At 64.9% G+C, this 23,243-nt stretch carries 25 protein-coding genes; 21 read left to right on the top strand and 4 right to left on the bottom strand.

All coding sequences use genetic code 11. The features are described from left to right. Positions 1 to 49: 49 nt before the first annotated feature. From fusA to QM707_RS11400, 4 genes are all read left to right on the top strand, one after another. Positions 50 to 2,086 (top strand): elongation factor G, encoded by a 2,037-nt coding sequence (gene fusA / locus QM707_RS11415; protein WP_415001990.1) that lies wholly within the window; start codon positions 50 to 52, stop codon positions 2,084 to 2,086. A 62-nt stretch (positions 2,087 to 2,148) separates the two neighbouring features. Further along, positions 2,149 to 2,460, top strand: a complete 312-nt coding sequence (locus QM707_RS11410) for a helix-hairpin-helix domain-containing protein (protein ID WP_415001989.1) — start codon at positions 2,149 to 2,151, stop codon at positions 2,458 to 2,460. Beyond that, on the top strand, positions 2,457 to 2,927 hold the full coding sequence (locus tag QM707_RS11405) for a hypothetical protein (protein ID WP_415001988.1): 471 nt from the start codon (positions 2,457 to 2,459) through the stop codon (positions 2,925 to 2,927). Before QM707_RS11410 ends, QM707_RS11405 begins: the two co-directional genes overlap by 4 nt. Positions 2,928 to 3,012: 85 nt before the next feature. Next, positions 3,013 to 3,687 carry a hypothetical protein gene (locus QM707_RS11400; RefSeq protein WP_415001987.1) on the top strand — a complete coding sequence of 225 codons (675 nt, stop codon included), beginning with the start codon at positions 3,013 to 3,015 and terminating at the stop codon, positions 3,685 to 3,687. Positions 3,688 to 3,705: 18 nt separating this feature from the next. Here the strand turns inward: QM707_RS11400 and QM707_RS11395 are convergent, their stop codons facing one another. Next, positions 3,706 to 4,188: an SET domain-containing protein gene (locus QM707_RS11395; RefSeq protein ID WP_415001986.1), complete on the bottom strand. Its 483-nt coding sequence runs from the start codon at positions 4,186 to 4,188 to the stop codon at positions 3,706 to 3,708. A 167-nt stretch (positions 4,189 to 4,355) separates the two neighbouring features. Between QM707_RS11395 and gstA the strand changes: the two genes are divergently transcribed. From gstA to QM707_RS11320, 15 genes are all read left to right on the top strand, one after another. Continuing rightward, positions 4,356 to 4,973: a glutathione transferase GstA gene (gstA, locus tag QM707_RS11390; RefSeq protein WP_415001985.1), complete on the top strand. Its 618-nt coding sequence runs from the start codon at positions 4,356 to 4,358 to the stop codon at positions 4,971 to 4,973. Between the two features lie 150 nt (positions 4,974 to 5,123). Continuing rightward, the gene (locus tag QM707_RS11385) at positions 5,124 to 5,591 is read left to right on the top strand and encodes an SUF system Fe-S cluster assembly regulator (RefSeq protein ID WP_415001984.1); all 468 of its coding nucleotides are present in this window, start codon (positions 5,124 to 5,126) and stop codon (positions 5,589 to 5,591) included. Then, positions 5,581 to 7,020: a Fe-S cluster assembly protein SufB gene (gene sufB / locus QM707_RS11380; RefSeq protein ID WP_415001983.1), complete on the top strand. Its 1,440-nt coding sequence runs from the start codon at positions 5,581 to 5,583 to the stop codon at positions 7,018 to 7,020. The genes QM707_RS11385 and sufB overlap by 11 nt, the downstream gene beginning before the upstream one ends. Before the next feature lie 78 nt (positions 7,021 to 7,098). After that, entirely contained in the window at positions 7,099 to 7,851 is a 753-nt protein-coding gene (sufC, locus tag QM707_RS11375; RefSeq protein WP_415001982.1) for a Fe-S cluster assembly ATPase SufC, read from the top strand. Between the two features lie 17 nt (positions 7,852 to 7,868). Beyond that, a complete protein-coding gene (gene sufD / locus QM707_RS11370; protein WP_415002152.1) occupies positions 7,869 to 9,113 on the top strand; it encodes a Fe-S cluster assembly protein SufD in 1,245 nt (414 codons plus the stop codon). Then, entirely contained in the window at positions 9,110 to 10,333 is a 1,224-nt protein-coding gene (locus tag QM707_RS11365; RefSeq protein ID WP_415001981.1) for a cysteine desulfurase, read from the top strand. The genes sufD and QM707_RS11365 overlap by 4 nt, the downstream gene beginning before the upstream one ends. Before the next feature lie 16 nt (positions 10,334 to 10,349). Further along, positions 10,350 to 10,880 (top strand): GNAT family N-acetyltransferase, encoded by a 531-nt coding sequence (locus QM707_RS11360; protein WP_415001980.1) that lies wholly within the window; start codon positions 10,350 to 10,352, stop codon positions 10,878 to 10,880. A gap of 8 nt (positions 10,881 to 10,888) precedes the next feature. Further along, positions 10,889 to 11,203, top strand: a complete 315-nt coding sequence (locus QM707_RS11355) for a non-heme iron oxygenase ferredoxin subunit (protein ID WP_415001979.1) — start codon at positions 10,889 to 10,891, stop codon at positions 11,201 to 11,203. A 138-nt stretch (positions 11,204 to 11,341) separates the two neighbouring features. Beyond that, positions 11,342 to 13,603, top strand: coding sequence for a TonB-dependent receptor (locus QM707_RS11350; protein WP_415001978.1), 2,262 nt, complete (start codon positions 11,342 to 11,344; stop codon positions 13,601 to 13,603). Positions 13,604 to 13,673: 70 nt separating this feature from the next. Next, entirely contained in the window at positions 13,674 to 14,360 is a 687-nt protein-coding gene (locus QM707_RS11345; RefSeq protein WP_415001977.1) for a Fe2+-dependent dioxygenase, read from the top strand. Further along, positions 14,360 to 15,004 (top strand): PepSY-associated TM helix domain-containing protein, encoded by a 645-nt coding sequence (locus QM707_RS11340; RefSeq protein WP_415001976.1) that lies wholly within the window; start codon positions 14,360 to 14,362, stop codon positions 15,002 to 15,004. Before QM707_RS11345 ends, QM707_RS11340 begins: the two co-directional genes overlap by 1 nt. Before the next feature lie 14 nt (positions 15,005 to 15,018). Further along, positions 15,019 to 15,528, top strand: coding sequence for a DUF2271 domain-containing protein (locus tag QM707_RS11335; RefSeq protein WP_415001975.1), 510 nt, complete (start codon positions 15,019 to 15,021; stop codon positions 15,526 to 15,528). 40 nt (positions 15,529 to 15,568) lie between these two features. Continuing rightward, positions 15,569 to 16,378 (top strand): DUF4198 domain-containing protein, encoded by an 810-nt coding sequence (locus QM707_RS11330; RefSeq protein WP_415001974.1) that lies wholly within the window; start codon positions 15,569 to 15,571, stop codon positions 16,376 to 16,378. A 21-nt stretch (positions 16,379 to 16,399) separates the two neighbouring features. Then, positions 16,400 to 17,347 (top strand): FAD:protein FMN transferase, encoded by a 948-nt coding sequence (locus QM707_RS11325; protein WP_415001973.1) that lies wholly within the window; start codon positions 16,400 to 16,402, stop codon positions 17,345 to 17,347. Positions 17,348 to 17,355: 8 nt separating this feature from the next. Further along, a complete protein-coding gene (locus tag QM707_RS11320; protein ID WP_415001972.1) occupies positions 17,356 to 19,005 on the top strand; it encodes a flavodoxin domain-containing protein in 1,650 nt (549 codons plus the stop codon). A 4-nt stretch (positions 19,006 to 19,009) separates the two neighbouring features. Here QM707_RS11320 and QM707_RS11315 read toward each other — a convergent pair whose 3' ends face one another. From QM707_RS11315 to QM707_RS11305, 3 genes are all read right to left on the bottom strand, one after another. Beyond that, on the bottom strand, positions 19,010 to 19,609 hold the full coding sequence (locus tag QM707_RS11315; protein WP_415001971.1) for a HutD family protein: 600 nt from the start codon (positions 19,607 to 19,609) through the stop codon (positions 19,010 to 19,012). Between the two features lie 91 nt (positions 19,610 to 19,700). Next, complete coding sequence (locus QM707_RS11310; protein ID WP_415001970.1) at positions 19,701 to 20,213, bottom strand: REP-associated tyrosine transposase; 513 nt, start codon at positions 20,211 to 20,213, stop codon at positions 19,701 to 19,703. A 99-nt stretch (positions 20,214 to 20,312) separates the two neighbouring features. After that, a complete protein-coding gene (locus QM707_RS11305) occupies positions 20,313 to 20,681 on the bottom strand; it encodes a ComEA family DNA-binding protein (protein ID WP_415001969.1) in 369 nt (122 codons plus the stop codon). 205 nt (positions 20,682 to 20,886) lie between these two features. Between QM707_RS11305 and QM707_RS11300 the strand changes: the two genes are divergently transcribed. After that, positions 20,887 to 22,365 (top strand): M20 family metallopeptidase, encoded by a 1,479-nt coding sequence (locus tag QM707_RS11300; protein WP_415001968.1) that lies wholly within the window; start codon positions 20,887 to 20,889, stop codon positions 22,363 to 22,365. 74 nt (positions 22,366 to 22,439) lie between these two features. Further along, complete coding sequence (locus tag QM707_RS11295; RefSeq protein ID WP_415001967.1) at positions 22,440 to 23,216, top strand: hypothetical protein; 777 nt, start codon at positions 22,440 to 22,442, stop codon at positions 23,214 to 23,216. Positions 23,217 to 23,243 lie beyond the last annotated feature (27 nt).

Here is a 23,243-nt window from a genome sequence, read left to right as displayed (position 1 = left end):
TTCCGCGCCGCCGACCATGACGCCCTTCGACCCTGGTTCGGGAGGAGTCATGTCGTACAGCACACAGCAAATCCGCAACGTGGCCGTGGCAGGCCACTCGTCCGCCGGCAAAACCACGCTTTTCGAAGCCCTGCTGCATGCCGGCGGCGTCCTCCAGACGGCAGGCAGCGTGGAGCGCGGCACCACCGTGTCCGATTTCGATCCGATGGAAAAAGCGCGTGCGCATTCGCTCAACACAGCGATCGCGTCCACCGACCACGCCGGCATCCACGTCAATCTGATCGATACCCCTGGTTACGCCGATTTCCGCGGCCCTACCCTCTCCGCCTTTTCCGCCGTCGAAACGGCGCTGATCGTGGTCAATGCCAGCTCAGGCATCGAACACGGAACGCGACGCATCATGGAAGCGGCCAAAGCGCGCGGCCTTTGCCGCGTCATCGCCATCAACCGCATCGATGCCGATCCCGGCAAGCTCGGCGCGCTGCTCGACGCGCTGCGCGAGGAGTTCGGCAGCGAATGCCTGCCGATGAACCTGCCGGCGAATGGCGGCAAGTCGGTCGTGGACTGCTTCTTCAATCCCGCCGGCGATTCGGATCTGGGTCCGGTAGCCGACTGGCACCAGAAGATCATCGACCAGGTCGTCGAGATCAACGAGACGGTCATGGGCCATTACCTCGATGAGGGCGAAGCCGGCCTGTCGGGCAGCGAGCTGCACGACGCCTTCGAACAATGCCTGCGCGAGGGGCATCTGGTGCCCGTCTGCTTCGTTTCCGCGCGCAATGGCGCCGGCGTGAAGGAACTGTTGGACCTTGCGGAGAAGCTTTTCCCAAATCCGCTGGAGGCCAATCCGCCGCCTTTCCACAAGAACGGCGAGCCGATCCAGGCCAGTCACGACCCGAAAGGGCATGTCATCGCCGACGTCTTCAAGATCGTCAACGATCCCTTCGTCGGCAAGCTCAGTATCTTCCGCGTTTTCCAGGGCACGGTTCGCAAGGACACGCAGTTGCTGATCGACGATGGCAAGAAACCGTTCAAGGTCGGGCATCTGTTCAAGCTGCGCGGCAAGGACCATGTCGAAGTCGACCAGGCGATTCCCGGCGACATCGCCGCCGTCGCCAAGATCGAAGACATTCATTTCGACGCCGTGCTGCACGACAGCCACGACGAAGACCACATCCATCTGCAGCCGATCGACTTCCCGAAGCCGATGTTCGGCCTGGCGATCGAAGCCGCCACCCGAGGCCAGGAACAGAAGCTCGCCACCGCCCTGCACAAGCTGGCCGAAGAAGACCCGAGCTTCCATATCGAACACAACCCGGAGCTCAACGAGACGGTGATCCGCGGCCTCGGCGAACTGCATCTGCGCGTGATGCTCGAGCGCATGAAGGAACGTTACGGCGTCGATGTGAAATCGCGTCCGCCGCGCATCGCCTACCGCGAGACCATCTCGACGAATGCCGAGGGCCACCACCGGCACAAGAAACAGACCGGCGGCGCCGGCCAGTTCGGCGAAGTCTTCCTGAAGATCGAACCGCTGGAGCGCGGCAAGGGCTTCGAGTTCGTCGATGCGGTCAAGGGCGGCACGATTCCCGGCCAGTTCATGCCGGCCATCGAAAAAGGCGTGCGCCAGGTGCTGCATGGCGGCGCGGTGGCCGGCTATCAGTTGCAGGACGTGCGCGTCACCGTTTACGACGGCAAATACCACACGGTGGATTCGAAGGAAGTCGCCTTCGTCGCCGCCGGCAAGAAGGCCTTCCTCGATGCGATATCGAAAGCGCGCCCGCAGATCCTGGAACCGATCGTCAGCCTCGAGGTCAGCGCGCCGGAATCGCATATGGGCGACATCACCGGCGGCCTGTCGTCGAAACGCGCCCGCATCAGCGGCACCGATTCCCTGCGCGATGGCGAGATCGTCATCAAGGCGCAGGTGCCGCTGTCCGAGCTCACCGACTACGCCGCCGAGCTGAAAGGCACGACGGCCGGTCGCGGCCGCTACAGCCTGGAGTTCAGCCACTACGAGCCGGTACCCGGAAACGTGCAGAAGCAATTGACCGAAGCATGGAAGCCGCGGGTCGAGGAAGATTGAGCGACAATGGCGCAACGGAACGGCCGCCGGCCGCTCCGTTCGTCCCATTCATTGGATACCACATGCCTAAGGCGCAAGTCGCGGCGCAGGCGCGCAAGTTGCAGGACATTCCAAATATCGGCCCGTCCATCGCCGACGACCTGTGCGCGCTCGGCATCCACGAGCCGAAGCAACTGATCGGCAAGGATCCCTACGCGCTGTACGACCGCATGACCGAAATCAGCGGCGTCGCGCACGACCCCTGCCTTTGCGATTGTTTCATCTCGGCGGTGCGTTTCATGGAAGGTGCCCCGCCGCATCCGTGGTGGCACTACACGGGCGAGCGGAAGCGGGATTTCGCCGAGCGAAGCGCTTCGTCGAAGCAGGCGCGATGAAAGGTTCCCCACTGTGCATCTTCCTGGCGCTGGGCATTCTTGCCCTTCCCGTCCATGCCCGGAAGCAAAAGGACTCGCTTTGCGATCCCTTACGGGAGTTCGCTGCCTCGATAGGCCCCGACGAAAAACGCGAGATCGTTTTTTCCACCTCTTGGGGCGAGAACTTCAAAGGGGAATCGAAAGACGTTCTTTTTGCAAAACAATGCGTCCATGGCGATCACGGGCCCGCCAGGAAGGTTTGCGATGAACTGATGGGGAATGGGTCGGTCGAATTCGGCAACTACAATGCCATGCGCGCCATCACCTGCCTCGCCCCGGAAACGGAATTCGGGGGCTCTTCGTTCGAACGAGGCGATTTTTCGCTGGACGTCGGCAACGAAGATCGCGGCGCACACATCTCGATCAGCTTCGACGGGGACAAGGAAATCGGCGGCATGACGCTCCGAATAACGGCCGAGGGCTACTGATCCCGACCTCTCGGCGCTTCCGCGACGCAACGCGTGCGCCCGCAACGGTTATGCTCCCGCCACTACTTTCGCCCAGGAACCAAACATGCTTCACCGCACCCTACTGATCCTGATCGCCAGCGTCGCCCTGTTCGGCTGCCAGCGCGAAGCGCCGGCACCCGCTTCATCGGAAACGACTGCGCCCCCACCCGCGCCCGCTGCTGCCGCGACGACGGAACCGGTTGCTGCCACGCCCGCCGAACCGACGATCGAAACCCTGGCGCGCGCCGACGATACGCTCACCAGCCTGCAGGAACGTCTCGGCGCTGCCAACGCGATCGCGCAGACACTGCCCGGCGCCGAAGGCGAGGAGTTCAGCGGCTGGGTGCTGTACCCCGACGATCCAACGCGGAAAGTCGAGGTTTACCTGGACGAATCCGGCGAACATCCCGATGCACTGGTGGTGCGGAGCACGGCCACGCATTGGGTGCTGGCGAACGGCTTGCGCGTGGGCATGGATACGAAGGCCTTGCAGGAACTCAACGGCAAGCCGTTCAAGTTCTACGGCTTCGAATGGGACTACGGCGGCACCATCGTGAACTGGGACGGGGGCAAGCTCGATCCGGGCAAGGGGCCACATGGCGGCGCGACTCTGTGCCTGCCGGAAGAAGTGCCGGCGGACTATCCGACCGGCGATGCTGAATACTCCTCGGACGATCCGCGCCTGGCGGCTGCGCCGGCGGTGCTTTGCGAATTCGGCGTGCGGGTGGCAGCGCCTTAAGGCGCTGCTGAAAACCGCTTACTTCTTCTTCGCCCGCTTGGGCTGCAGCATCGTGCCGGTGCATTTCTTCGAGCCGCAGTGGCAGGCCCAGAGCTTCTTCATCTGCGGCGTGTGCGCTTCGTCGAGCACGATGCCGTAGTTGTAGGTCAGTTCCTCGCCCTCGGCGATATCGCGCAATGCGTCGATGAAGATGGCGTCGCGCGCCGGATCCTCGTCCTCGTCCTCGACGTGTTCGGCTTCGCAGTTCGGATCGCAACTGTGGTTGATCCAGCGCGCGTCGTTGCCATGCACGTTGGCATCGATCACATAGGTATCGTTCAACGTGAACAGGAAGGTGTGGCCGGTCTCGGTCTCGTCGCCGTACACGCGATCCACTTCCTTGTGCGAGCGCAGCTGGCCCTTGTACTGGATCAGGCGCGTGCCCTTCTTGATGTTCGCGGCGGCGAACACGCCGTTGCCATGGATGCGGGAGCGGCGGGTGACGATGAGATCGGAGGACATGGGCTGCAGGCAGGATGAAAGCGCATATTGTGGCGCAAATCCTCGTCACGCGCCCACGACCTCGCTGACCGCCATTGCAACGATGCAATGGGGTGTTGCGCCCGCGCGGGTTTAAGGCGCGTCCCCCGGCGCCCACACTGGTATCACCTCAACGCAAAGGTGACCCCATGAAACTGTTCTATATGCCCGGCGTCTGCTCGCAGGCCCCGCACATCCTGCTGAACGAAGCTGGCCTTCCCTTCGAGCTGGTCCTGGTCGACAAGAGCAAGAAAACCTACGACGGCGGCAAGGATTACTTCGCCATCAACCGCAACGGCTACGTGCCGGCGCTGGAGATCGAACCCGGCGTCGTTCTGACCGAAGGCCCGGCGATCATGCAATACATCGCCGACCAGGTGCCGGACTCGGGCCTGGCGCCCGCCAACGGCACGCTGGCGCGGTATCGCCTGCAGTCCTGGCTGAACTTCATCACCTCCGAAATCCACAAGGGCTTCAGCTCCTTGTTCAATCCGAAGATGCCGGCCGAAGCCAAGCAGATCGGCAAGGAAGCGCTGGCCAAGCGCCTGGAGACGGTCGAGATCGAGCTGGGCAAGCACGAATTCCTGACCGGCAATGTCTTCACCGCCGCCGACGCCTATCTGTTCGTCGTCACGGGCTGGGCTGGCTTCGTTGGCGTGGACCTGACGCCGTTCCCGAACCTGTTGGCTTTCCGTCAGCGCGTCGCCAAGCGGCCGGCCGTGCAGGCCGCGCTCGCCGCCGAAGGCCTGGCCAAGCACGCCGCCTGATCTCGCCGGGTCCGAAACTACGGGCCGTCGCCGTTTCGGCGACGGCTTGTCGGCCCGACAAGCAGCTTGGGGCCTGAACCCCTGGATTGAGCCGCCCCGCGCAATACCGTACAATTTCAGTACGGATTTATCGCAGGAACGGCCCAGCCCATGCTGCGCGTCACCAAACTCACCGACTACGCCACGGTCGTCCTGACCGCCCTGGCCGATTCGCCCGATCGCGTCCTCAGCGCGGCCGAGCTGGCCGAGCGCGCCCATCTTGAGCTGCCGACGGTAAGCAAGGTGCTCAAGCCCCTCGCCCACGCGGGCCTGGTCGAAAGTTTTCGCGGCAGCAACGGCGGTTACCGGCTTGCGCGCGCGGCCGCCGAAATCAGCCTGATTGAGATCGTCGAAGCGATGGAAGGCCGGCTCGGCATGACCGAATGCTCGGGCGAACACAGCCAGTGCGAACACGAATCGCATTGCGGCGTGCGCGGCAACTGGCGCCATATCAACGATGTCGTCGCCGACGCCCTGCGCGGCGTCAGCCTGGCGCAGATGTTCGCGCCGGTGCCGAGCAGGCCGCGCGCCCGACGCATCCCGCTGAGCCTTGCGACGGAGGCCGGCCATGCAGACTGAAAACCTCGAGATCGAACGCGCGCTCGAACGCAAGTACAGCGCCGGCTTCGTCACTGACATCGAGACCGACACCCTGCCGCCCGGCCTGAACGAGGACGTGGTGCGCTTCATCTCGGCCAAGAAGAATGAGCCGGAATGGTTGACCGAATGGCGGCTCAAGGCCTATCGCCACTGGCTGACCATGCCGATGCCGAACTGGGCCAAGCTGAAAATCGATCCGATCGATTTCCAGGCCGTCAGTTACTACGCGGCCCCGAAAGCCAAATACGCCTCGCTCGACGAGGTGCCGCAGGAATTGCTCGACACCTACGAAAAACTCGGCGTTCCGCTGCACGAACGCGCGCGCCTCGCCGGCGTCGCGGTCGATGCGGTATTCGATTCGGTGTCGGTCGGTACCACGTTCAAGAAGGAACTGGCCGAGAAAGGCGTGATCTTCTGCTCGCTGTCGGAAGCGGTTCACGAACACCCGGACCTGGTGCGCCAGTACCTCGGCAGCGTCGTGCCGGTCGGCGACAACTACTTCGCCGCGCTGAACTCGGCCGTGTTCTCCGATGGCAGCTTCGTCTTCATCCCGAAGGGCGTGCGCTGCCCGATGGAGCTGAGCACCTATTTCCGCATCAATGCCCGCGACACCGGTCAGTTCGAGCGCACGCTGATCATCTGCGAAGACAAGGCCTACGTTTCGTACCTGGAAGGCTGCACCGCGCCGATGCGCGACGAGAACCAGCTGCATGCGGCCGTGGTGGAGCTGGTGGCGCTGGCCGATGCCGAGATCAAGTATTCGACCGTGCAGAACTGGTATCCCGGCGACGAGAACGGCGTTGGCGGCATCTACAACTTCGTCACCAAGCGCGGCGAATGCCGCGGCGCGCGCAGCAAGATCAGCTGGACGCAGGTCGAAACCGGATCGGCCATCACCTGGAAATATCCGAGTTGCGTGCTGCTCGGCGACGACTCCGTCGGCGAATTCCATTCGGTCGCCTTGACGCACCATCGCCAACAGGCCGACACCGGCACGAAGATGATCCATATCGGCCGGAACACGAAGTCGAAGATCGTCTCCAAGGGCATCAGCGCCGGCCGCGGACAGAATACCTATCGCGGCCTGGTCAAGGTCGAGAAGACGGCCGATGGCGCCCGCAACCATACGCAATGCGATTCGCTGCTGATCGGCAAGCGCTGCGGCGCCCATACCTTCCCCTACATCGAGGTGAAGAATCCGGGCGCGACGGTCGAGCACGAAGCAACGACATCGAAGATCAGCGAGGACCAATTGTTCTATTGCCGTGCCCGCGGCATCGGCGAGGAAGACGCGGTGTCGATGATCGTCGACGGCTTCTGCAAGCAGGTCTTCCGCGAACTGCCGATGGAATTCGCCGTCGAGGCGAAGAAACTGCTGGAAGTTTCGCTTGAGGGTGCGGTGGGGTGATGTAGGGCGGGCTCAAGCCCGCCATTGCCTTGCAACAAGAGTCGGTGGGCCAAGGCCCACCCTACGGAAAGAAAGCAAATGCTGAAGATCGAAAACCTCCACGTCCGCGTCGCCGGCAAGGACATCCTCAAGGGCCTTTCGCTGGAAGTGAAAGCCGGCGAAGTGCATGCCCTGATGGGACCGAACGGCGCCGGCAAGTCCACGCTCGGCAACGTGCTGGCCGGTCGCGAAGGCTATGACGTCGTCGAAGGCTCGGTGACCTTTGAAGGCCGCGACCTGTTGGCGCTGGAGCCGGAAGAGCGCGCTGCCGAAGGCGTCTTCCTCGCCTTCCAGTATCCGGTCGAAATCCCGGGCGTGAACAATACCTATTTCCTGCGCGCCGCCCTGAACGGGCAGCGCAAGCGCCGCGGCCAGCCCGAGCTCGACTCGATGCAGTTCCTGAAGCTCGTGCGCGAGAAGCTGTCGGTCCTGCACCTGAAGGACGAGCTGCTGCACCGCGCCGTCAACGAGGGTTTCAGCGGCGGCGAGAAGAAACGCAACGAGATCTTCCAGCTTGCCTTGCTCGAACCGAAGCTGGCGGTGCTCGACGAGACCGATTCCGGTCTCGACATCGATGCCCTGAAAGCGGTCGCCGATGGCGTGAACCTGATGCGCTCGCCGGACCGCGCCTTCCTCGTCATCACGCATTACCAGCGCCTGCTCGACTACATCAAGCCCGACGTCGTGCACGTGCTGGCCGAGGGCCGCATCGTCGAGTCCGGCGGTCCGGAGCTGGCGTTGCAGCTCGAGGAACACGGTTACTCGTGGGTGAAGGACAGAGTGATCCCGTGAGCGCGCTGCTGCAATCGCTGACCGAAGCCGCCGACCGCCTGGCCGATGATGGCGTGCTTGCGCCTCGACGCCGAGCTGCGCTGGACCAAGCGCTTGCCAACGACTTGCCTAGCCTGCGCAGCGAGCGTTGGAAGTACACGTCTTTGCGCGCACTGGCCGCTCGTCGCTTTTCGGTGGATTTCAGCTCCGCTGACAACCTGCAGACTCCTGCATGGCTGGACTCGATCGATGGGCCGAGACTGGTGTTCGTCAACGGCGATTTCTCATCCGACCTGTCCCGGTGGAGCGCCGATGGCACGAGCTTCGGATGGCAGCCCGACTGGAGTGATGCGCCTGCAGGCCCCTTCGGGCGGCCGGATGAGGTTTTCGCCCAACTGAACAGCGCACTGGAACGGGGTGGCGCATTGGTCGAAGTCCCGGACGACATCAGCGTCGACATTCCCGTGCACCTCGTCTTTCTCGGCCGTCCGCTGGATGTCGATGTCGCCACGCACCTGCGCCATCGCATCCGCATCGGAGCACGCGCTCGTCTGACCGTGGTGGAGCACCATCTCGCTAGCGGCGAGCACCGGCACCTGGACAACCACTTGCTGCAAGTCGAGCTTGGCGAAGGTGCCGAACTCGTGCATGCGCGCATTCAGGACACGGCAGACGGCGCCACCCTGGTCCAGCGAACCGATGCTGTGCTGGCGTCGGGTGCTGAATACCGCCGCGTCGATCTCGAACTCGGCGCTGGCCTGTCCCGGCACGAACTGAATGTCTCGCTGCGCGGCGACGGCGCCAGCCTGGTTTCCGGCGGCGCCCTGCTCGGCAGCGGCCGTCGTCACGTCGACACGCGGCTCGGCATCGAACATGTCGCACGCGACACGCGCTGCGACCTGCGCTGGCGGGGACTGGCCACCGATCGCGGTCGCGTGGCCTTCCACGGCGGCATCCTGATCCGCGAAGGCGCGGACGGCAGCGATGCCGCTCTATCGAACAAGAACCTGCTGCTGTCCGACAACGCCGAGATCGATACGCAACCGGTGCTCGAAATCCACGCCGACGAAGTCAAGGCGGCGCACGGTGCCACCGTCGGGCGACTCGATCCGACCGCGCTGTTCTACCTGCGCTCGCGCGGCATCGACGAAGCGCAGGCCCGCGCGCTGCTGACCCAGGCGTTCCTGCGCGAAGCCCTGTCGCCCATGCCGGAGCTCGCCGCGATCGATTCGCTGACGCAGCGCATCGAAGCGCGTCTCGCCACCATCGGGACGCAAGCATGAGCGCTGCGATCGATTGGACGGCGCTGCGCGCCGATTTCCCCGTGCTTAGCCGGACGGTCAACGGCAAGCCGCTGGTGTACCTGGATTCTGCCAATACCTCGCAGAAGCCGCAGGCCGTCATCGACGCGGTGGACGATTTCTATCGCGCCCACAACGCCAATGTCTCGCGCGCGGTGCACACGCTCGGCACCGAAGCCACGGAGGCCTACGAAGGCGCGCGCCGCCGTCTTGCCGCCTTCCTCAACGTGCGCCCCGCCGACCTTGTCCTGACCTCGGGCACGACGCAGGCGATGAACCTTGTCGCCTACAGTCATGCCCTGCCGACGCTGAAGGCCGGCGATGCGATCCTGCTTTCGCGCATGGAACACCACGCCAACATCGTGCCCTGGCAGATCATCGCCGAGCGCGTGGGCGCGACGATCAAGGTCGCCGAGATCACGCCCGAGGGCGACCTCGATCTCGATGCCCTGTGGAAAGCGATGACGCCGGACGTGAAGCTGCTGGGCCTCGCGCATGTTTCGAACGTGCTCGGCACGGTCAATCCCGTCGGCGAGATCAGTCGCGAAGCGCGACGTCGCGGCATCGTCACCGTCATCGACGGATCGCAGGCGGTTCCCCACCGCCCCGTGGACATTCCGTCGCTCGGCTGCGATTTCTACGCCTTCACCGGCCACAAGATGCTCGGCCCGACCGGCACCGGCGGCCTCTGGGCACGGCGCGAACATCTCGAAACCATGCCGCCGTTCTTCGGCGGCGGCGAGATGATCAAGGAAGTTCGTTTCGAGAAAACGACGTTCAACGATCCGCCGCATAAATTCGAAGCCGGAACGCCAAATATCGCCGGCGTGGTTGGACTCGGCGCGGCCGTCGACTATCTGTCGAACATCGGCATGGCCGAAATCGACGCGCGCGAACAGACGCTTCTCGCGCACGCGAACGATCGGCTGTCGGCGATCCCGGGCTTGCGCATCATCGGCAACGCGAAGGAAAAAGCCGCGGTCATTTCCTTCCTGGTCGACGGCGCGCATGCGCACGACCTGGCGACCTTGCTGGACGTCGAAGGTATCGCCGTGCGCTCCGGCCATCATTGCGCCCACCCGTTGATGCAGTTCTACGGCGTGCCGGCCACTTGCCGCGCGTCGCTGGCTTTCTACAACACGATCGAGGAAGTGGACGCGCTGGCCGATGGCATCGCCAAGGTCCGCAAACTTCTCGCCTGAACCCGGTAGCCAACGCATGTCAGACATCCAGTTCCGCGCCGCCACGCCCGCCGATATCGATGCCGTCGTCGCACTCGTCGAATCGGCCTACCGAGGCGACGCCAGTCGCGTCGGCTGGACCACCGAGGCCGATTTCCTCGACGGCCGTCGCACCGGCGCCGACGACATCGAAGCCATCCTGTCGAAGCCGCAAAGCCGCTTGCTGCTGGCCGAACGCGACGGCGCCTTGCTCGCCTGCGCGCATGTCGCTATCGAAGACGGGGCCGGCTATTTCGGCATGTTTTCGGTCGACCCGCAGCAACAGGGTGGCGGCATCGGCAAGATCGTCCTGGAAGAAGCCGAGCGCATCGTTCGCGAAGACTGGCGGACAGCCAGCATGCGCATGACCGTCATCGACATCCGCGACGAACTGATCGCCTTCTACGAACGTCGTGGCTACATCCGCACCGGCATCAAGAAGCCGTTTCCGTATGGCGATGCGCGTTTCGGTCTGCCGAAACGCGATGATCTTCGCTTCGAGATTCTCGAAAAGCCGCTGCGCGCCTGAGCTTGCCGATGAACGACTGGATCCGCGTCTGCGCGCTGAACGAGCTGCTGCCCGGCGAGTTCCAGGTCGCTTACGACGGCGATACCGCCATCGCCGTGTTCAACGTGGATGGCGAGTTGTACGCGCTGGAGGATGTCTGCACGCATGATGGCGGCGAACTGGCGGGCGGGCCGATCGAAGGCTTCGAAATCGAATGCCCGCGGCACGGTGCCCGCTTCGACCTGCGCACCGGCGAAGCATTGTGCGCACCCGCTTATCTGCCGACCGCCAAGTTCCCGGTGAAGATCGAGGACGGCATGGTCTGGACCCGCGACGACCGCTGAGGCACTGAGGCCCGCCCAACTCAAGGCGGATGACGCGACGATCGGCAGATTCTTGTTGTGTTTGCGAATCATTATCATTAAGATTCGCCCCATGCCGCCAGGCATGCCCCCAACAACAAGAATTCCGGATTCCATTCGATGTCCCGCTCTCTTCCCCGTCTCAGCCCGCTCGCCGCGGCCCTGCTCCTGTCCTTCAGCGTCCCGGCCCTGGCCGACGACCTCGCCGCCGACGCGCCCAAGACCAACGCCAAGAAGATCGGCGAAGTCGAAGTCGTCGCCGAACACATCGAAAAGCCCGATTCGGTGAAGTACACCGAACCCATGCTCGATACGCCCCAGACGATCACGGTCGTGACCAAGCAGGTGATGGACCAGCAGAACCTGGTCGGCCTGCGCGACATACTGAGTACCCTGCCCGGCATCACTTTCGGCGCCGGCGAAGGCGGCGGCGGCTACGGCGACAAGGTGAACCTGCGCGGCTTCGACGCCACCAACGACATCACCGCCGACGGTCTGCGCGATAGCGCCTTGTACACGCGCAGCGACAACTTCAACCTGGAATCGCTGGAGCTGGTCAACGGCGCGAACTCCGTCTATTCGGGCGCCGGCTCGGTCGGCGGCAATATCAACCTGGTCAGCAAGCGCGCGCACGAAGGCGACACGCATTCGTTCTCGCTGGGCGCGGGCAGCGACAGCTATATGCGTGCCACGGCGGACAGCAACATCGATTTCGAGAACGGCATCGCCCTGCGCCTGAACGCGATGCTGCATCGGAACGACGTGCCCCAGCGCGACGTCGAAGAATACAAACGCGTCGGCTTCGCGCCGACGGTCACCTTTGGCCTGGGCACGCCGACCCGCCTGACCCTGAGCTACGTGCACCAGCACGACGAGAACGTGCCGGAATACGGCCTGCCCTTCTACCCGGCCTACGGTGGCCTGCTGCCGGGCGTGGACCGCGAGCACTACTTCGGCTACCGCAACATGGACACGCAGGAGATCGACGTCGATACCGTCACCGGCATCTTCGAGCACGATTTCAGCGACAAGATCACCTTCCGCACGGCGGCGCGCTACCAGACGGTCGACCAGTTCACCCTGGTGAACCCGGCCCAGGGCACCTGGTGCCTGGACAGCGGCATCAACCCCGCCACCGGCGCGGCCTGCGGCAGCCCTGGCACGTACGTGCCCAGCGGCCCGCGCGGCACGACGCGCGATACGACCAACACGCTGACGGTGCTGCAGAACGACCTGACCGCGCGTTTCAACACCGGCTCCATCGAACATGCCCTGGTCGTCGGCCTGTCCTTCGCCCGCGAAACCTACGATCTCGACAACGGCAATACCCAGCGTTCCGCCACTGGCGCGACGCCGGTCTACGACACGATGGATCTGCACGATCCGGATAACTTCTACTACGGACCACAGAACTACATCCGCGCCGGGCGCACCGAAGGAGAGCTGGAAAACCAGGCTCTTTACGTCTTCGACACCCTGAAGTTCAACCCGCAGTGGGAGCTGAACCTCGGCGCCCGCTACGAACACAATTCCGGCAGCACGCTGAGCCGCGCCTACTTCACCACGGGCCCTAACCTCGGCCTTCAGAACGGCAATGCGACCGTGTTCGACAACGAGGACAACCTGTTCTCCTGGCGCAGCGCGGTCGTATTCAAGCCAGCAGAGAACGGCAGCGTCTATCTTTCCTACGCCAACTCGAAGACGCCGTCCAAGGCGTCGGTCAACGGCTCGTGCACCGTGCAGAACTGCGGCGTCGATCCCGAGTCGGCGGAAAACATCGAGCTCGGCACCAAGTGGAACCTGTTGAACGAGCGGCTGATGCTGACGGCGGCGATCTTCCGCAACGAGCGCACCAACTATCGCGTCGCCGACCCGGGCAACCCGGACAATCCGTCCGGCATCCAGCAGCTCGATGGCCAAGCCCGCGTGGACGGCATTTCGCTCGGCGCGGTCGGCCAGATCAACGAGAACTGGTCGATCTTCGCCAACTACACGCACCTCGACAGCGAAGTGTTGCAGAGCGTGTCGGATGGCGTGCTGGAACAGACCGGCATCGACGCCCAGGCCGGCAATCCCCTGCCGAACACGCCGGAACACTCGGCCAGCCTGTGGACGACCTACACGAACAAGGATTGGACCTTCGGTTACGGCATCACCTACCAGGGCGACTACGTGCTGGCCAGCACGGCGAACGCGCTGGAAGTCGGTGGCTACACCACGCATCGCGCGATGGCCGGCTACCGCTTCGACGACCAGTTCAGCCTGCAACTCAACATCGACAACCTGCTCGACGAGGACTACTTCACCCGCATCCGCAACAACGGCTGGGCCACGCCCGGCGCCGCCCGCTCGGCGGTGCTGAGCGCGACCTACCGGTTCTGACGCCAAGCGGTTGTTCGAAGCGCGCCCCGACCATGCACAATGGTCGGGGCTTGCTCGTTGGAAAACCCCCATGCTGCTGCATATCCCGAACATCCTGAATGCCGAACAGCTGGCCCATTGCCGGGCTCGACTGGCAGCGGCCGGCTGGGCCGACGGGCGCATCACGGCCGGCCATCAGTCCGCCAAAGCCAAGGACAACGCGCAGCTGCCGGAGAACGATCCGGTCGCGATCGAATTGGGCAAGCTGGTGCTCGATGCCCTCGGCCGCAACTCCACCTTCTTTTCGGCTGCGTTGCCTCGCCGGATCTACCCGCCGCTATTCAACCGTTACGCAGGCGGGCAATCCTTCGGATTCCACGTCGACAACGCCGTGCGCTACGACCGCAGCCGCGGCGGCTCCGAGCCGGTGCGCACTGACCTGTCGGCGACCTTGTTCCTGAATTCGCCGGAAGACTACGACGGCGGCGAGCTGGTGATCGAAGACACCTTCGGCACGCAAAGCGTGAAGCTCGCGGCCGGCGACATGGTGCTGTATCCCGGCACCAGCCTGCACCGCGTCACGCCGGTCACGCGCGGCGAGCGGGTCGCGTCCTTCTTCTGGATCCAGAGCCTGCTGCGGGAAGACGCGCAGCGGCGCCTGATGTTCGAAATGGACGTCGCCCTGCGCGTGCTGACCCGCGATGTGCCCGATCATCCTTCGCTCGTGCAGCTCACGGGCGTCTACCACAACCTGTTGCGCCGCTGGTCCGACATCTGATGGGCAGCGCCGGCAGCGCCAAGGACATCGCCGATCGGCAGCAGCGCCGCGGTTTCTGGTTGCGCACGCTGCACCAGTGGCATTGGATCAGTTCCGCCGTCTGCCTGGTCGGCATGCTGGTGTTCGCCATCACCGGCATCACGCTGAATCATTCTTCGGCGATCGAAGCGACGCCGGAAACGCTCTCCTTGAAGGCGATGCTGCCCGATGCGCTGCGAGCTGCACTGCCGGCGAAGAACGAAGGCGAAGCGCCGCTGCCCGGCGCCGTGGCCGATTGGTTGAACGACGCGCTGCCCGTCAGCATCGGTGCGCAGAAAGCCGAGTGGTCGGCCGACGAAGTCTATCTGTCCCTGCCGCGCCCCGGCGGCGACGCCTGGCTCAGCATCGATCGCGCCAGTGGCGCGGTCCAATACGAACGCACGACGCGCGGCTGGATCGCCTACCTCAACGACCTGCACAAGGGGCGCAACACCGGCGCGGCCTGGCGCTGGTTCATCGACGTGATCGCGATCGCCTGCCTCGTGTTCTGCATCACCGGACTGTTCCTGCTGCAGATGCATGCGCGGCAGCGAAGCATGACCTGGCCTTATGTCGGCTTGGGGCTGGTCCTGCCGGTCCTGCTTGCCCTGATCTTCATCCACTGACTCGCGGAGTTCCCATGCGCGCCCAAATCACCCTCGTCGTCGGCGGCCTGCTCGTACTGCCGGCCCATGCCGCTGAGATCGACCTCAACCTGCAGATTCCGCAGCTCAAGGTCGCCGAATACCATCGTCCCTACGTGGCCATCTGGGTCGAAAAGGGCGACCAGACCGCCGTCGCTAACCTCGCCGTCTGGTACCAGCAGAAGGCGACGAATGAAGGCGCCGGCACGAAGTGGCTGCCCGATCTTCGCCAATGGTGGCGACGCAGCGGTCGCGACCTGAAGGTTCCTGTCGATGGCGTCACCGGCGCCACGCGCCCAGTCGGCAAGCACAGCATCAAGTTCGACGAGAGCCATCCCGAGCTGGCGAAATTGCCGGCCGGAGACTATGTGCTCGCGATCGAAGCCGCGCGCGAAGTCGGCGGTCGCGAATTGCTGCGCATCCCTTTCAAATGGCGCGGCAAGAGCAGCGGCAGCGCCAAGGGCAGCAGCGAGCTCGGCGAGATCACGCTGAGCACCACGCCCTGATCCTTCTTCCAAGACAACGATTCCGCACTGGAGCTTCCGAATGAACCGCAGCCCCCGCCTCGCCGTACTCGCCCTCGCCCTGATGCTCCCGTTCGGCGCGCAGGCCCACAAAGCCTGGTTGCAGCCCTCGCAGACGGTGCTGGCCGGCAACAACCCCTGGGTCACCGTCGACGCCGCCGTCTCGAACGACCTGTTCTACTTCAACCACGTGCCCCTGCGCACCGAGAACCTCGCGATCGTTGCGCCGGACGGCAGCCGCGTGGACGCGCAGAACAGCGCGACCGGCAAATACCGCACCGTGTTCGACGTCGAACTCAAGCAGCAGGGCACGTATCGCATCGGCGTGACCAACGACTACACGGTCGCGCAGTGGGACGAGAACGGCCAACCGAAGCGTTGGCGCGGCACGCCGGCCACCTTCGCCACCGAAGTGCCGAAGGACGCGAAGAACCTGCAGGTCTCGCAGTCCATCAGTCGCGTGGAAACCTACGTGACCAACGGCAAGCCGAGCGACGGCGTGCTGAAGGGCAGCGGCCAGGGCCTCGAGCTCGTCGCGCTGACGCATCCGAACGACCTGTTCGCCGGCGAACCCGCGAAGTTCCGCCTCACGATCGACGGCAAGCCGGCGGTCGGGCTGGATGTCGAAATCGTTCGCGGCGGTACGCGCTATCGCAACGCGCAGGACGAGATCAAGCTCAAGACCGGCAACGACGGCGAGTTCAGCGTGACCTGGCCGGAAGCCGGTATGTACTGGCTGGAAACCTCGTCGCAAGACGACAAGACGACCGTGCCGCAGGCCAAGCAGCGCCGTCTCGGTTATGTCGTCACGCTGGAAGTGCTGCCGCAGTAATTCCCCGCCTCGGTGAGCATGATGGGCCTGGACGCTGTCGCCGCCTTCGCCGTCGATACGCTTGGCGGCGCCAGCATGGGTACGACCTGGTCCGTGCGCCTGTTGGCGCCCGGGCGCGACCTGCGGCGCCTGCATGCGGTCGTCGAATCGGAGCTTGCCCGAGTCGTTGCGCAGATGAGCAACTGGGACCCCGATTCGGACATCAGCCGCTTCAACCGCGCGTCGGCAGGCAGTTGGCATCGACTGCCGAACGATTTCTGGAACGTGCTCGACCGCGCGCTGAGCATCGCCGAAGCGAGCGACGGCGCTTTCGACCCCACCGTGGGACCGATCGTCGATGCCTGGGGATTCGGACCGCCTGGTCGGACCGCCGATCTCGAACGACAGCAATGCGGCAACCTGGCGGCACGAATCGGCTGGCGCCGCATGCAGCGACGACCGCAGGACCAGTCGATCCTGCAACCGGGCGATCTGCAACTGGATCTGTGCGCGATCGCGAAGGGCTATGCCGTCGATCTAGTGGTCGCCTGCCTGCGCGACGAGGGCGTGGCGAGTGCATTGGTGGAAATCGGCGGCGAACTTTACGGCTACGGGCGCCGAGCCGACGGCAAGCCATGGCGGGTACTGGTCGATGACGATGGCGACGATGAGCCATGCGTCGTCGAACTGGATCGACGGGCTATCGCCAGTTCGGGCGACCGCTGGCACCACCGCGAGGATGCGGATGGGCAACGGCTGAGCCACAGCATCGATCCTCGCCTCGGAAGGCCGGCTGCGGATGCACCGCATCTGGTTTCCGTGTTGGCCGAGGACGCCATGCAGGCCGATGCCTGGGCGACGGCGCTGATGGTGATGGGCGCGCGCAAGGGATTCGATTTCGCCTGCGGCAAGGGCCTGGCCGCGCGTTTCGTGGATCGCGAGGGTCGGGAATGCGCGACGCCTTCGTTCGCCGCCGTATTGGCTTGCTGAGTCGGGCGATGGCACTCACGAAATCATTCGCCGGGAACGCGATCGCGTTGCTCTCCCTGCTCGGCGTCGGCGCAATCTTCGGCTATTGGCAAACGGAAGCCTGGTGGAACGCATCGCCACCCCCGGCACGCTGGTTGTGGGCGGGTGCGTGGCTCGTCGCTTATGCCCTGCTCTGCTTCCGCTTCCTGCACCGCCGGGCGCCGCGCCTTGCTCTGGTCGCGAGCGCGCCGGACGATGCGACCATCCTCGTGGCCTGGGCCAGCCAAACCGGTTTCGCGCAGCAACTGGCCGAACATACCGTCGTCGCGTTGACGAGCGGCGGTATCGCCGTGGACTTGTTGCCTCTGCATCAAGTCGACCACGCCACGCTGCAGCGCTACCGTCGGGCGCTCTTTATCGCCAGCACCACCGGCGAGGGCGACCCGCCCGATCATGCGCTGGCGTTCACCCGCGACCTGATGAGCGCGGACGCCCGCCTTCCCGATGTCGAATACGCGGTACTGGCCCTCGGCGACAGCAACTACAGCCACTATTGCGCCTTCGGCCGCGAGCTCGATCACTGGCTGCATCGCAGCGGCGCGCGCGCATTGTTCGACCGCATCGATGTCGATGCCGCGGATGCCGGTGCGCTGCGGCACTGGCAGCATCACCTCGGCCAACTCTGCGGCCGCACCGACCTGCCGGACTGGAGCGCACCGGCCTACTCGCCCTGGCGATTGCAGGCTCGCATCGTACTCAACGAAGGCAGCCCGGGCGCGTCAGTGCATCATCTCGAACTGTCCATGCCTGTCGGCGAATCGGCGACCTGGCGCGCGGGCGATATCGCCGAAGTCGGCCCTTTGCACGCCTCGGCCGAGGTGCGCGAATGGTTGGATGCCGCCGGACTGGATGGCGAGACGCGAGTGCGGCACGACGACGAGCAGGTTTCGCTGCAGGAACTCCTGCGTCGCTCGCGCCTGATCGATGCCGGGCAAGCGCGTGGGCGCTCCGAGCAAGCCGTCGCCGATTCCTTGCAGGCCTTGCCGCATCGCGAGTACTCCATCGCTTCCATCCCGGACGACGGATCCCTGCAATTGCTCGTCCGCGAGATGCGCGACGCGCAAGGTCGGCTCGGCCTCGGCAGCGGCTGGCTGACGCAGCATGCCCAACCCGGCGAGGCCATCGCCTTGCGCATACGCCGCAATCCGGGCTTCCATGTGCCCGAAGGCGATCGCCCGATGGTGCTGATCGGCAACGGCACCGGCATCGCCGGATTGCGCGCCCTGCTGAAAGAGCGGACGGCACGCGGGCGTCATGGCAACTGGCTGTTGTTCGGCGAACGCTCGGCCACCCACGACACGCACTACGCCAGCGAGCTGGCTGCCTGGCTCAGGGAGTGGCGTCTCTCGCGACTCGACCTGTGCTACTCGCGCTCGACCCTGCAGTGCCCGCTGGGCGAGCACGCACAAGTCCAGGTGCATGCCGGCTACGTACAGGAAGCCCTGTTGCAGAACGGCGGGCCATTGCGCGAATGGATCCGCGAAGGCGCCTCGATCCATGTCTGCGGTAGCCTGGCAGGCATGGCGCCCGGCGTGGATGCTGCCCTGCGGCAGCTGCTGGGCAACGACGAGACCGATGCGCTGATGGCCGCCGGTCGCTATCGCCGCGACGTGTACTGAGGCCTCAAGCGACGTTCGTAGCGAGCGGCGCGAGCCTTACCAGCAACAACTCGCCGGCGCCATCGAGGATCATGCGATGGCTTTCGCCACTGCCGGACTCGACCAGCGCGCTGTCGCCGACTTCCAGTCGCGGAATATTCGGATGGTCCTTCACCCGCGCGTACCCGCTCAGGACATAGATGGCCCAGCGGACCTGGGCTTCGGTGAAGAAAACCATCGGCCCCACCAACGGACGATGCAGCAGTTGCGCGTCGATCCGATCGCGACGCCAGATGAGGTTGTAGTCCTGGGTCGGGCCATCCAGCAGTTCGGCGGACAACCCGCGCTCGCCGGAAAAACGATGACGCCCATGCGGAGGCAACAGTTCTACGCTCTCGCCGTCGTCGAAATCCAGTCGCATGCCCTGTCCCGCCAACAATACGAGTTCGCGTTCGCAGGCTTCGAACGCGGAGAACGGCCCCGGCTTGTCGACTTCGGCGATGGACAGGCGCCAATCCCAGTCTTCCCGGTCCTCCGGCCAACGAAGGATTTCCCGCGTCCAACCGAGTCCATTCTTCCAGCGCACGCGCCGGTAGTCGTTGGCGGGAATATGGATCAGTCGCATCGGCCGATTGTCTGCCCTCGGATGCCCGGCTTCAAGCCATGCAAGTCCTGGCGAGAGGCCAACGCACCGAAGCGCGGAACGCGACGCGCGCTCAATCGGACGCTGGCGAACCGCCGTTCGTTTCGAGCCAGATGGCATCCCAGTAGGGATAGTCGCCGACGTTCTGGACGAGTCCGAGACGTAAGGGCGTCGCCACCAGATAACGCGCGACCTTGCGCTTGCTTTCGTCGTCACGCAAGGCGCGATCATGGAATCCGCGGCTCCATAGCCAACCGTTGATGCGATGACGCGCTTCAACGGCTCTTGCGCTGATCGACTTGAAGCGTCGCATCAGGCCTTCCAGCGAATCACCGGCACCCAACTCGACCAGGCCGTGCCAGTGATCCGGCATCAACACCCAGGCCAGGCATCGCGAACGTCCCCAGACCGGCGGATGCGCATGCAAGGCCGCCACCGCTCGTGCGGCCTCGTGGTCGCTGAAGACGGGCCGCCGGAACAAGGTGCTGACCGTCAGGTAATAGGCTTGGCCGGCGACGGAGACGCGCTCTCGGCGCGAATCTCCAACCCCGGCGTCGACCGGGGATTTGTCGGACGCGATAGCCATGCGGTACTCCGATCGATTCGCCCACCGGCACGCACGCGCGGCGGAACTGAAGAAAAAAAGCCGCGCCCCTGGCCAGCGGCGCGGCAATGGGGAATCGGTTCAACCACCGGAGGCGGGGCGCGCGGCCGGCTTGGCGGCAGGACGTGCAGCCGTCGGTTTCGCCGCGGCGCCGGCCTTGGTGGGCGCCGCGGGCGCACCGCCCGCGACGACGATGCGATCGCGATTCTTCTCGATCGTGGACAGGCCGATGCCCTTCACCGAGGCGAGCTGATCGGCGCTGCGGAAGGCGCCATTGGCCTTGCGATAGGCGACGATGGCCTCGGCCTTGCTCGGACCGATGCCGACGAGCACGCGGTCGAGCGTCGCGGCATCGGCACTGTTGATGTTGACCTTCTGGGCGGCAAAGGCCGTGGTGGCCAACAGGGCGGAAAGGAGCAGGCTCTTCAGGATCAGGATGGACTTGCGCATGACGGTCTCCGGAGGATGTGGGTCCGGCACGGGCTCGTGTCGGCGAACACAGTCTCGGCAGCCGCCGCCCGCGGTCGCATCGTCCGAACACCCGGTTTCCGGGCGAAAACGGCGTGCCGGCCAGTAGGAAAAACCCTGCGGCCCAGGCCCCCGACGGGCTCCCGCCCGCCGCCTGATAGAATTCCGGCAAAGACCGGAGCCCCGCATGGACAAGGCCAAGACCGAGAATTTCGTCAGCGATGCCTGGGACGGCGACATCGTCCCGCAGCTGGTCGAATACATCCGCATTCCGAACAAGTCGCCGATGTTCGACGCCGACTGGCAGAAGCACGGTTACATGGATGCGGCCACCGAGTTGATGGCGGCCTGGGCGCGCAAGCAGGCAATCCCGGGCATGACGGTGGAAGTCGTGCGCCTGGAAGGACGCACGCCGCTGATCTACATCGAGGTCCCGGGCCAGGGCGACGACTGCGTGCTGCTGTACGGGCATCTGGACAAGCAGCCGGAGATGACCGGTTGGGCCGACGATCTCGGCCCCTGGAAACCGGTGATCAAGGGCGACAAGCTGTTCGGTCGTGGTGGCGCCGACGATGGCTACGCGATCTTCGGCTCGCTGACGGCGATCCGCACGTTGAAGGAACAGGGCCTGCCCCATAGCCGCTGCGTGATCCTGATCGAAGCCTGCGAGGAATCGGGCAGTTACGACCTGCCCTTCTACGTGGATCACCTGGCCGATCGCATCGGCAAGCCTTCGCTCGTCGTCTGCCTGGACTCCGGTTGCGGCAACTACGACCAGCTCTGGTGCACGACCTCGTTGCGTGGCCTTGCGGGCGGCAACCTGAAGGTCAGCGTGCTGCACGAAGGCGTGCATTCGGGCGACGCGTCCGGCGTGGTGCCGTCGAGTTTCCGCATCCTGCGCCAGCTGATCTCGCGACTGGAAGACCAGGCCACCGGCAAGATCCTGGTCGAGAGCCTTTATGTCGACATCCCCGAGCAGCGGCTCGTGCAGGCGCGCCGCGCCGCCGATGTGCTCGGCAACGACATCTTCGACAAGTTCCCCTTCCTGCCGGGCATGGTGCCGATGAATCCGGACCTGACCGAGTTGGTGCTCAACCGGACCTGGCGCCCGGCCCTGTCGATCACCGGCGTGGACGGCATGCCGCCGCTGAGCAATGCCGGCAACGTGCTGCGTCCGTTCACCGCGGTGAAGTTGAGCCTGCGCCTGCCGCCGACGCTGAACCCGAAACAGGCGAGCGAAACGCTGGCGCGCGTGCTCGAAGAAAATCCGCCGTACGGCGCCAAGGTCGAATTCGAAGTGGAGAAGTCGTCCACCGGCTGGAATGCGCCCGCGCTCGCGCCGTGGCTCGAGAGCGCGATCGACCAGGCCAGCCAGGCGTACTTCGGCGCACCGGCGATGTACATGGGCGAAGGCGGCACGATCCCCTTCATGGGCATGCTCGGCGAGAAGTTCCCCGGCGCGCAGTTCATGATCACCGGCGTGCTGGGCCCGCATTCCAACGCGCACGGCCCGAACGAGTTCCTGCATATCCCGACCGGCAAGAAGGTCACCTCGGTCGTCGCCAAAGTCATCGCCGACCACTATCAGGCCAGCGAACAGGGCCTGACCCGCGGCGTCGGCGTACACGAAGGCGAGGCGCATTTCGGCGAGCACGGCTGCTGCTGATCGATGCCGTCCGCAGCGACTGAAGTGCAGCCCCCGGCCATCAGCGCATTTCCGCCGCTAACCGGGAACTGCGCTTGAGCCGCCTGGTCTACGCGATCGACCGGAACGTCCGCCGCCTGCTGGCCGCGATCGAGTCCTTGCACACCGGCGTACTGCTCGGTCTCTTGCGCCGTGGCTCGCTGGAACGATTGACGTCGATCTCCTATGACGCCCGTAGCCTGTATCTCGATGCGGATCACAACGCCTCCGGCCTGTTCGACTGGGAGCGCGATGCCCTGGACCGGCATTTCCCTCCCGGATCGAAGCTTCTCCTCGGCGGCTGCGGCGGCGGCCGTGAGCTGCTGGCATTGGCCGCGGCTGGTTTCGTCGTCGATGCCTTCGATCCGAATTCCGGCTACGTCGCGTCGGCGCAGCGAGCCCTGGCCAAGACGGAACTGCCCGGTCGTGTCCTGCGCGCGGCGCCGGATAGCGTGCCCGATGGGTTCGCCGGCCCTTACGACGGCCTCGTCCTGGGTTGGGGAATGTACACGCATGTCGCGGGACGCCAGCAACGCATCGCGATGCTGCGGGGATTGCATTCCCGCGCCGTCGCCGGCGCACCGATCCTGCTCTCCTTCCTGGCGAGACAGGAGCGTTCGCGCCGCGACCGTTTGCAGCATGGCGTCGCCAGGATTTTCGCCGCACTCAGCTTCAACCGGCGCCGACCCGAAGTCGGCGACGACCTGAATCAGCAGGCCTTCGTGCATTGGTTCGACGAAACGGAACTCTCGAACGAAATGCGCGAGGCCGGCTTCCGTTTGGCCGCGTTCTCGCCGAGGCCGTATGGCCATGCCATCGGGCTCAGGGACTGAAGGACCGATCCACCGAAGTAGCGATCC

Origin of the sequence: Arenimonas sp. (genome assembly GCF_047602345.1) — a bacterium.
GTDB lineage: Bacteria > Pseudomonadota > Gammaproteobacteria > Xanthomonadales > Xanthomonadaceae > Arenimonas.
Note: the sequence above shows the minus strand (reverse complement) of the source record. Positions and strands in the feature narration are given on the sequence as shown.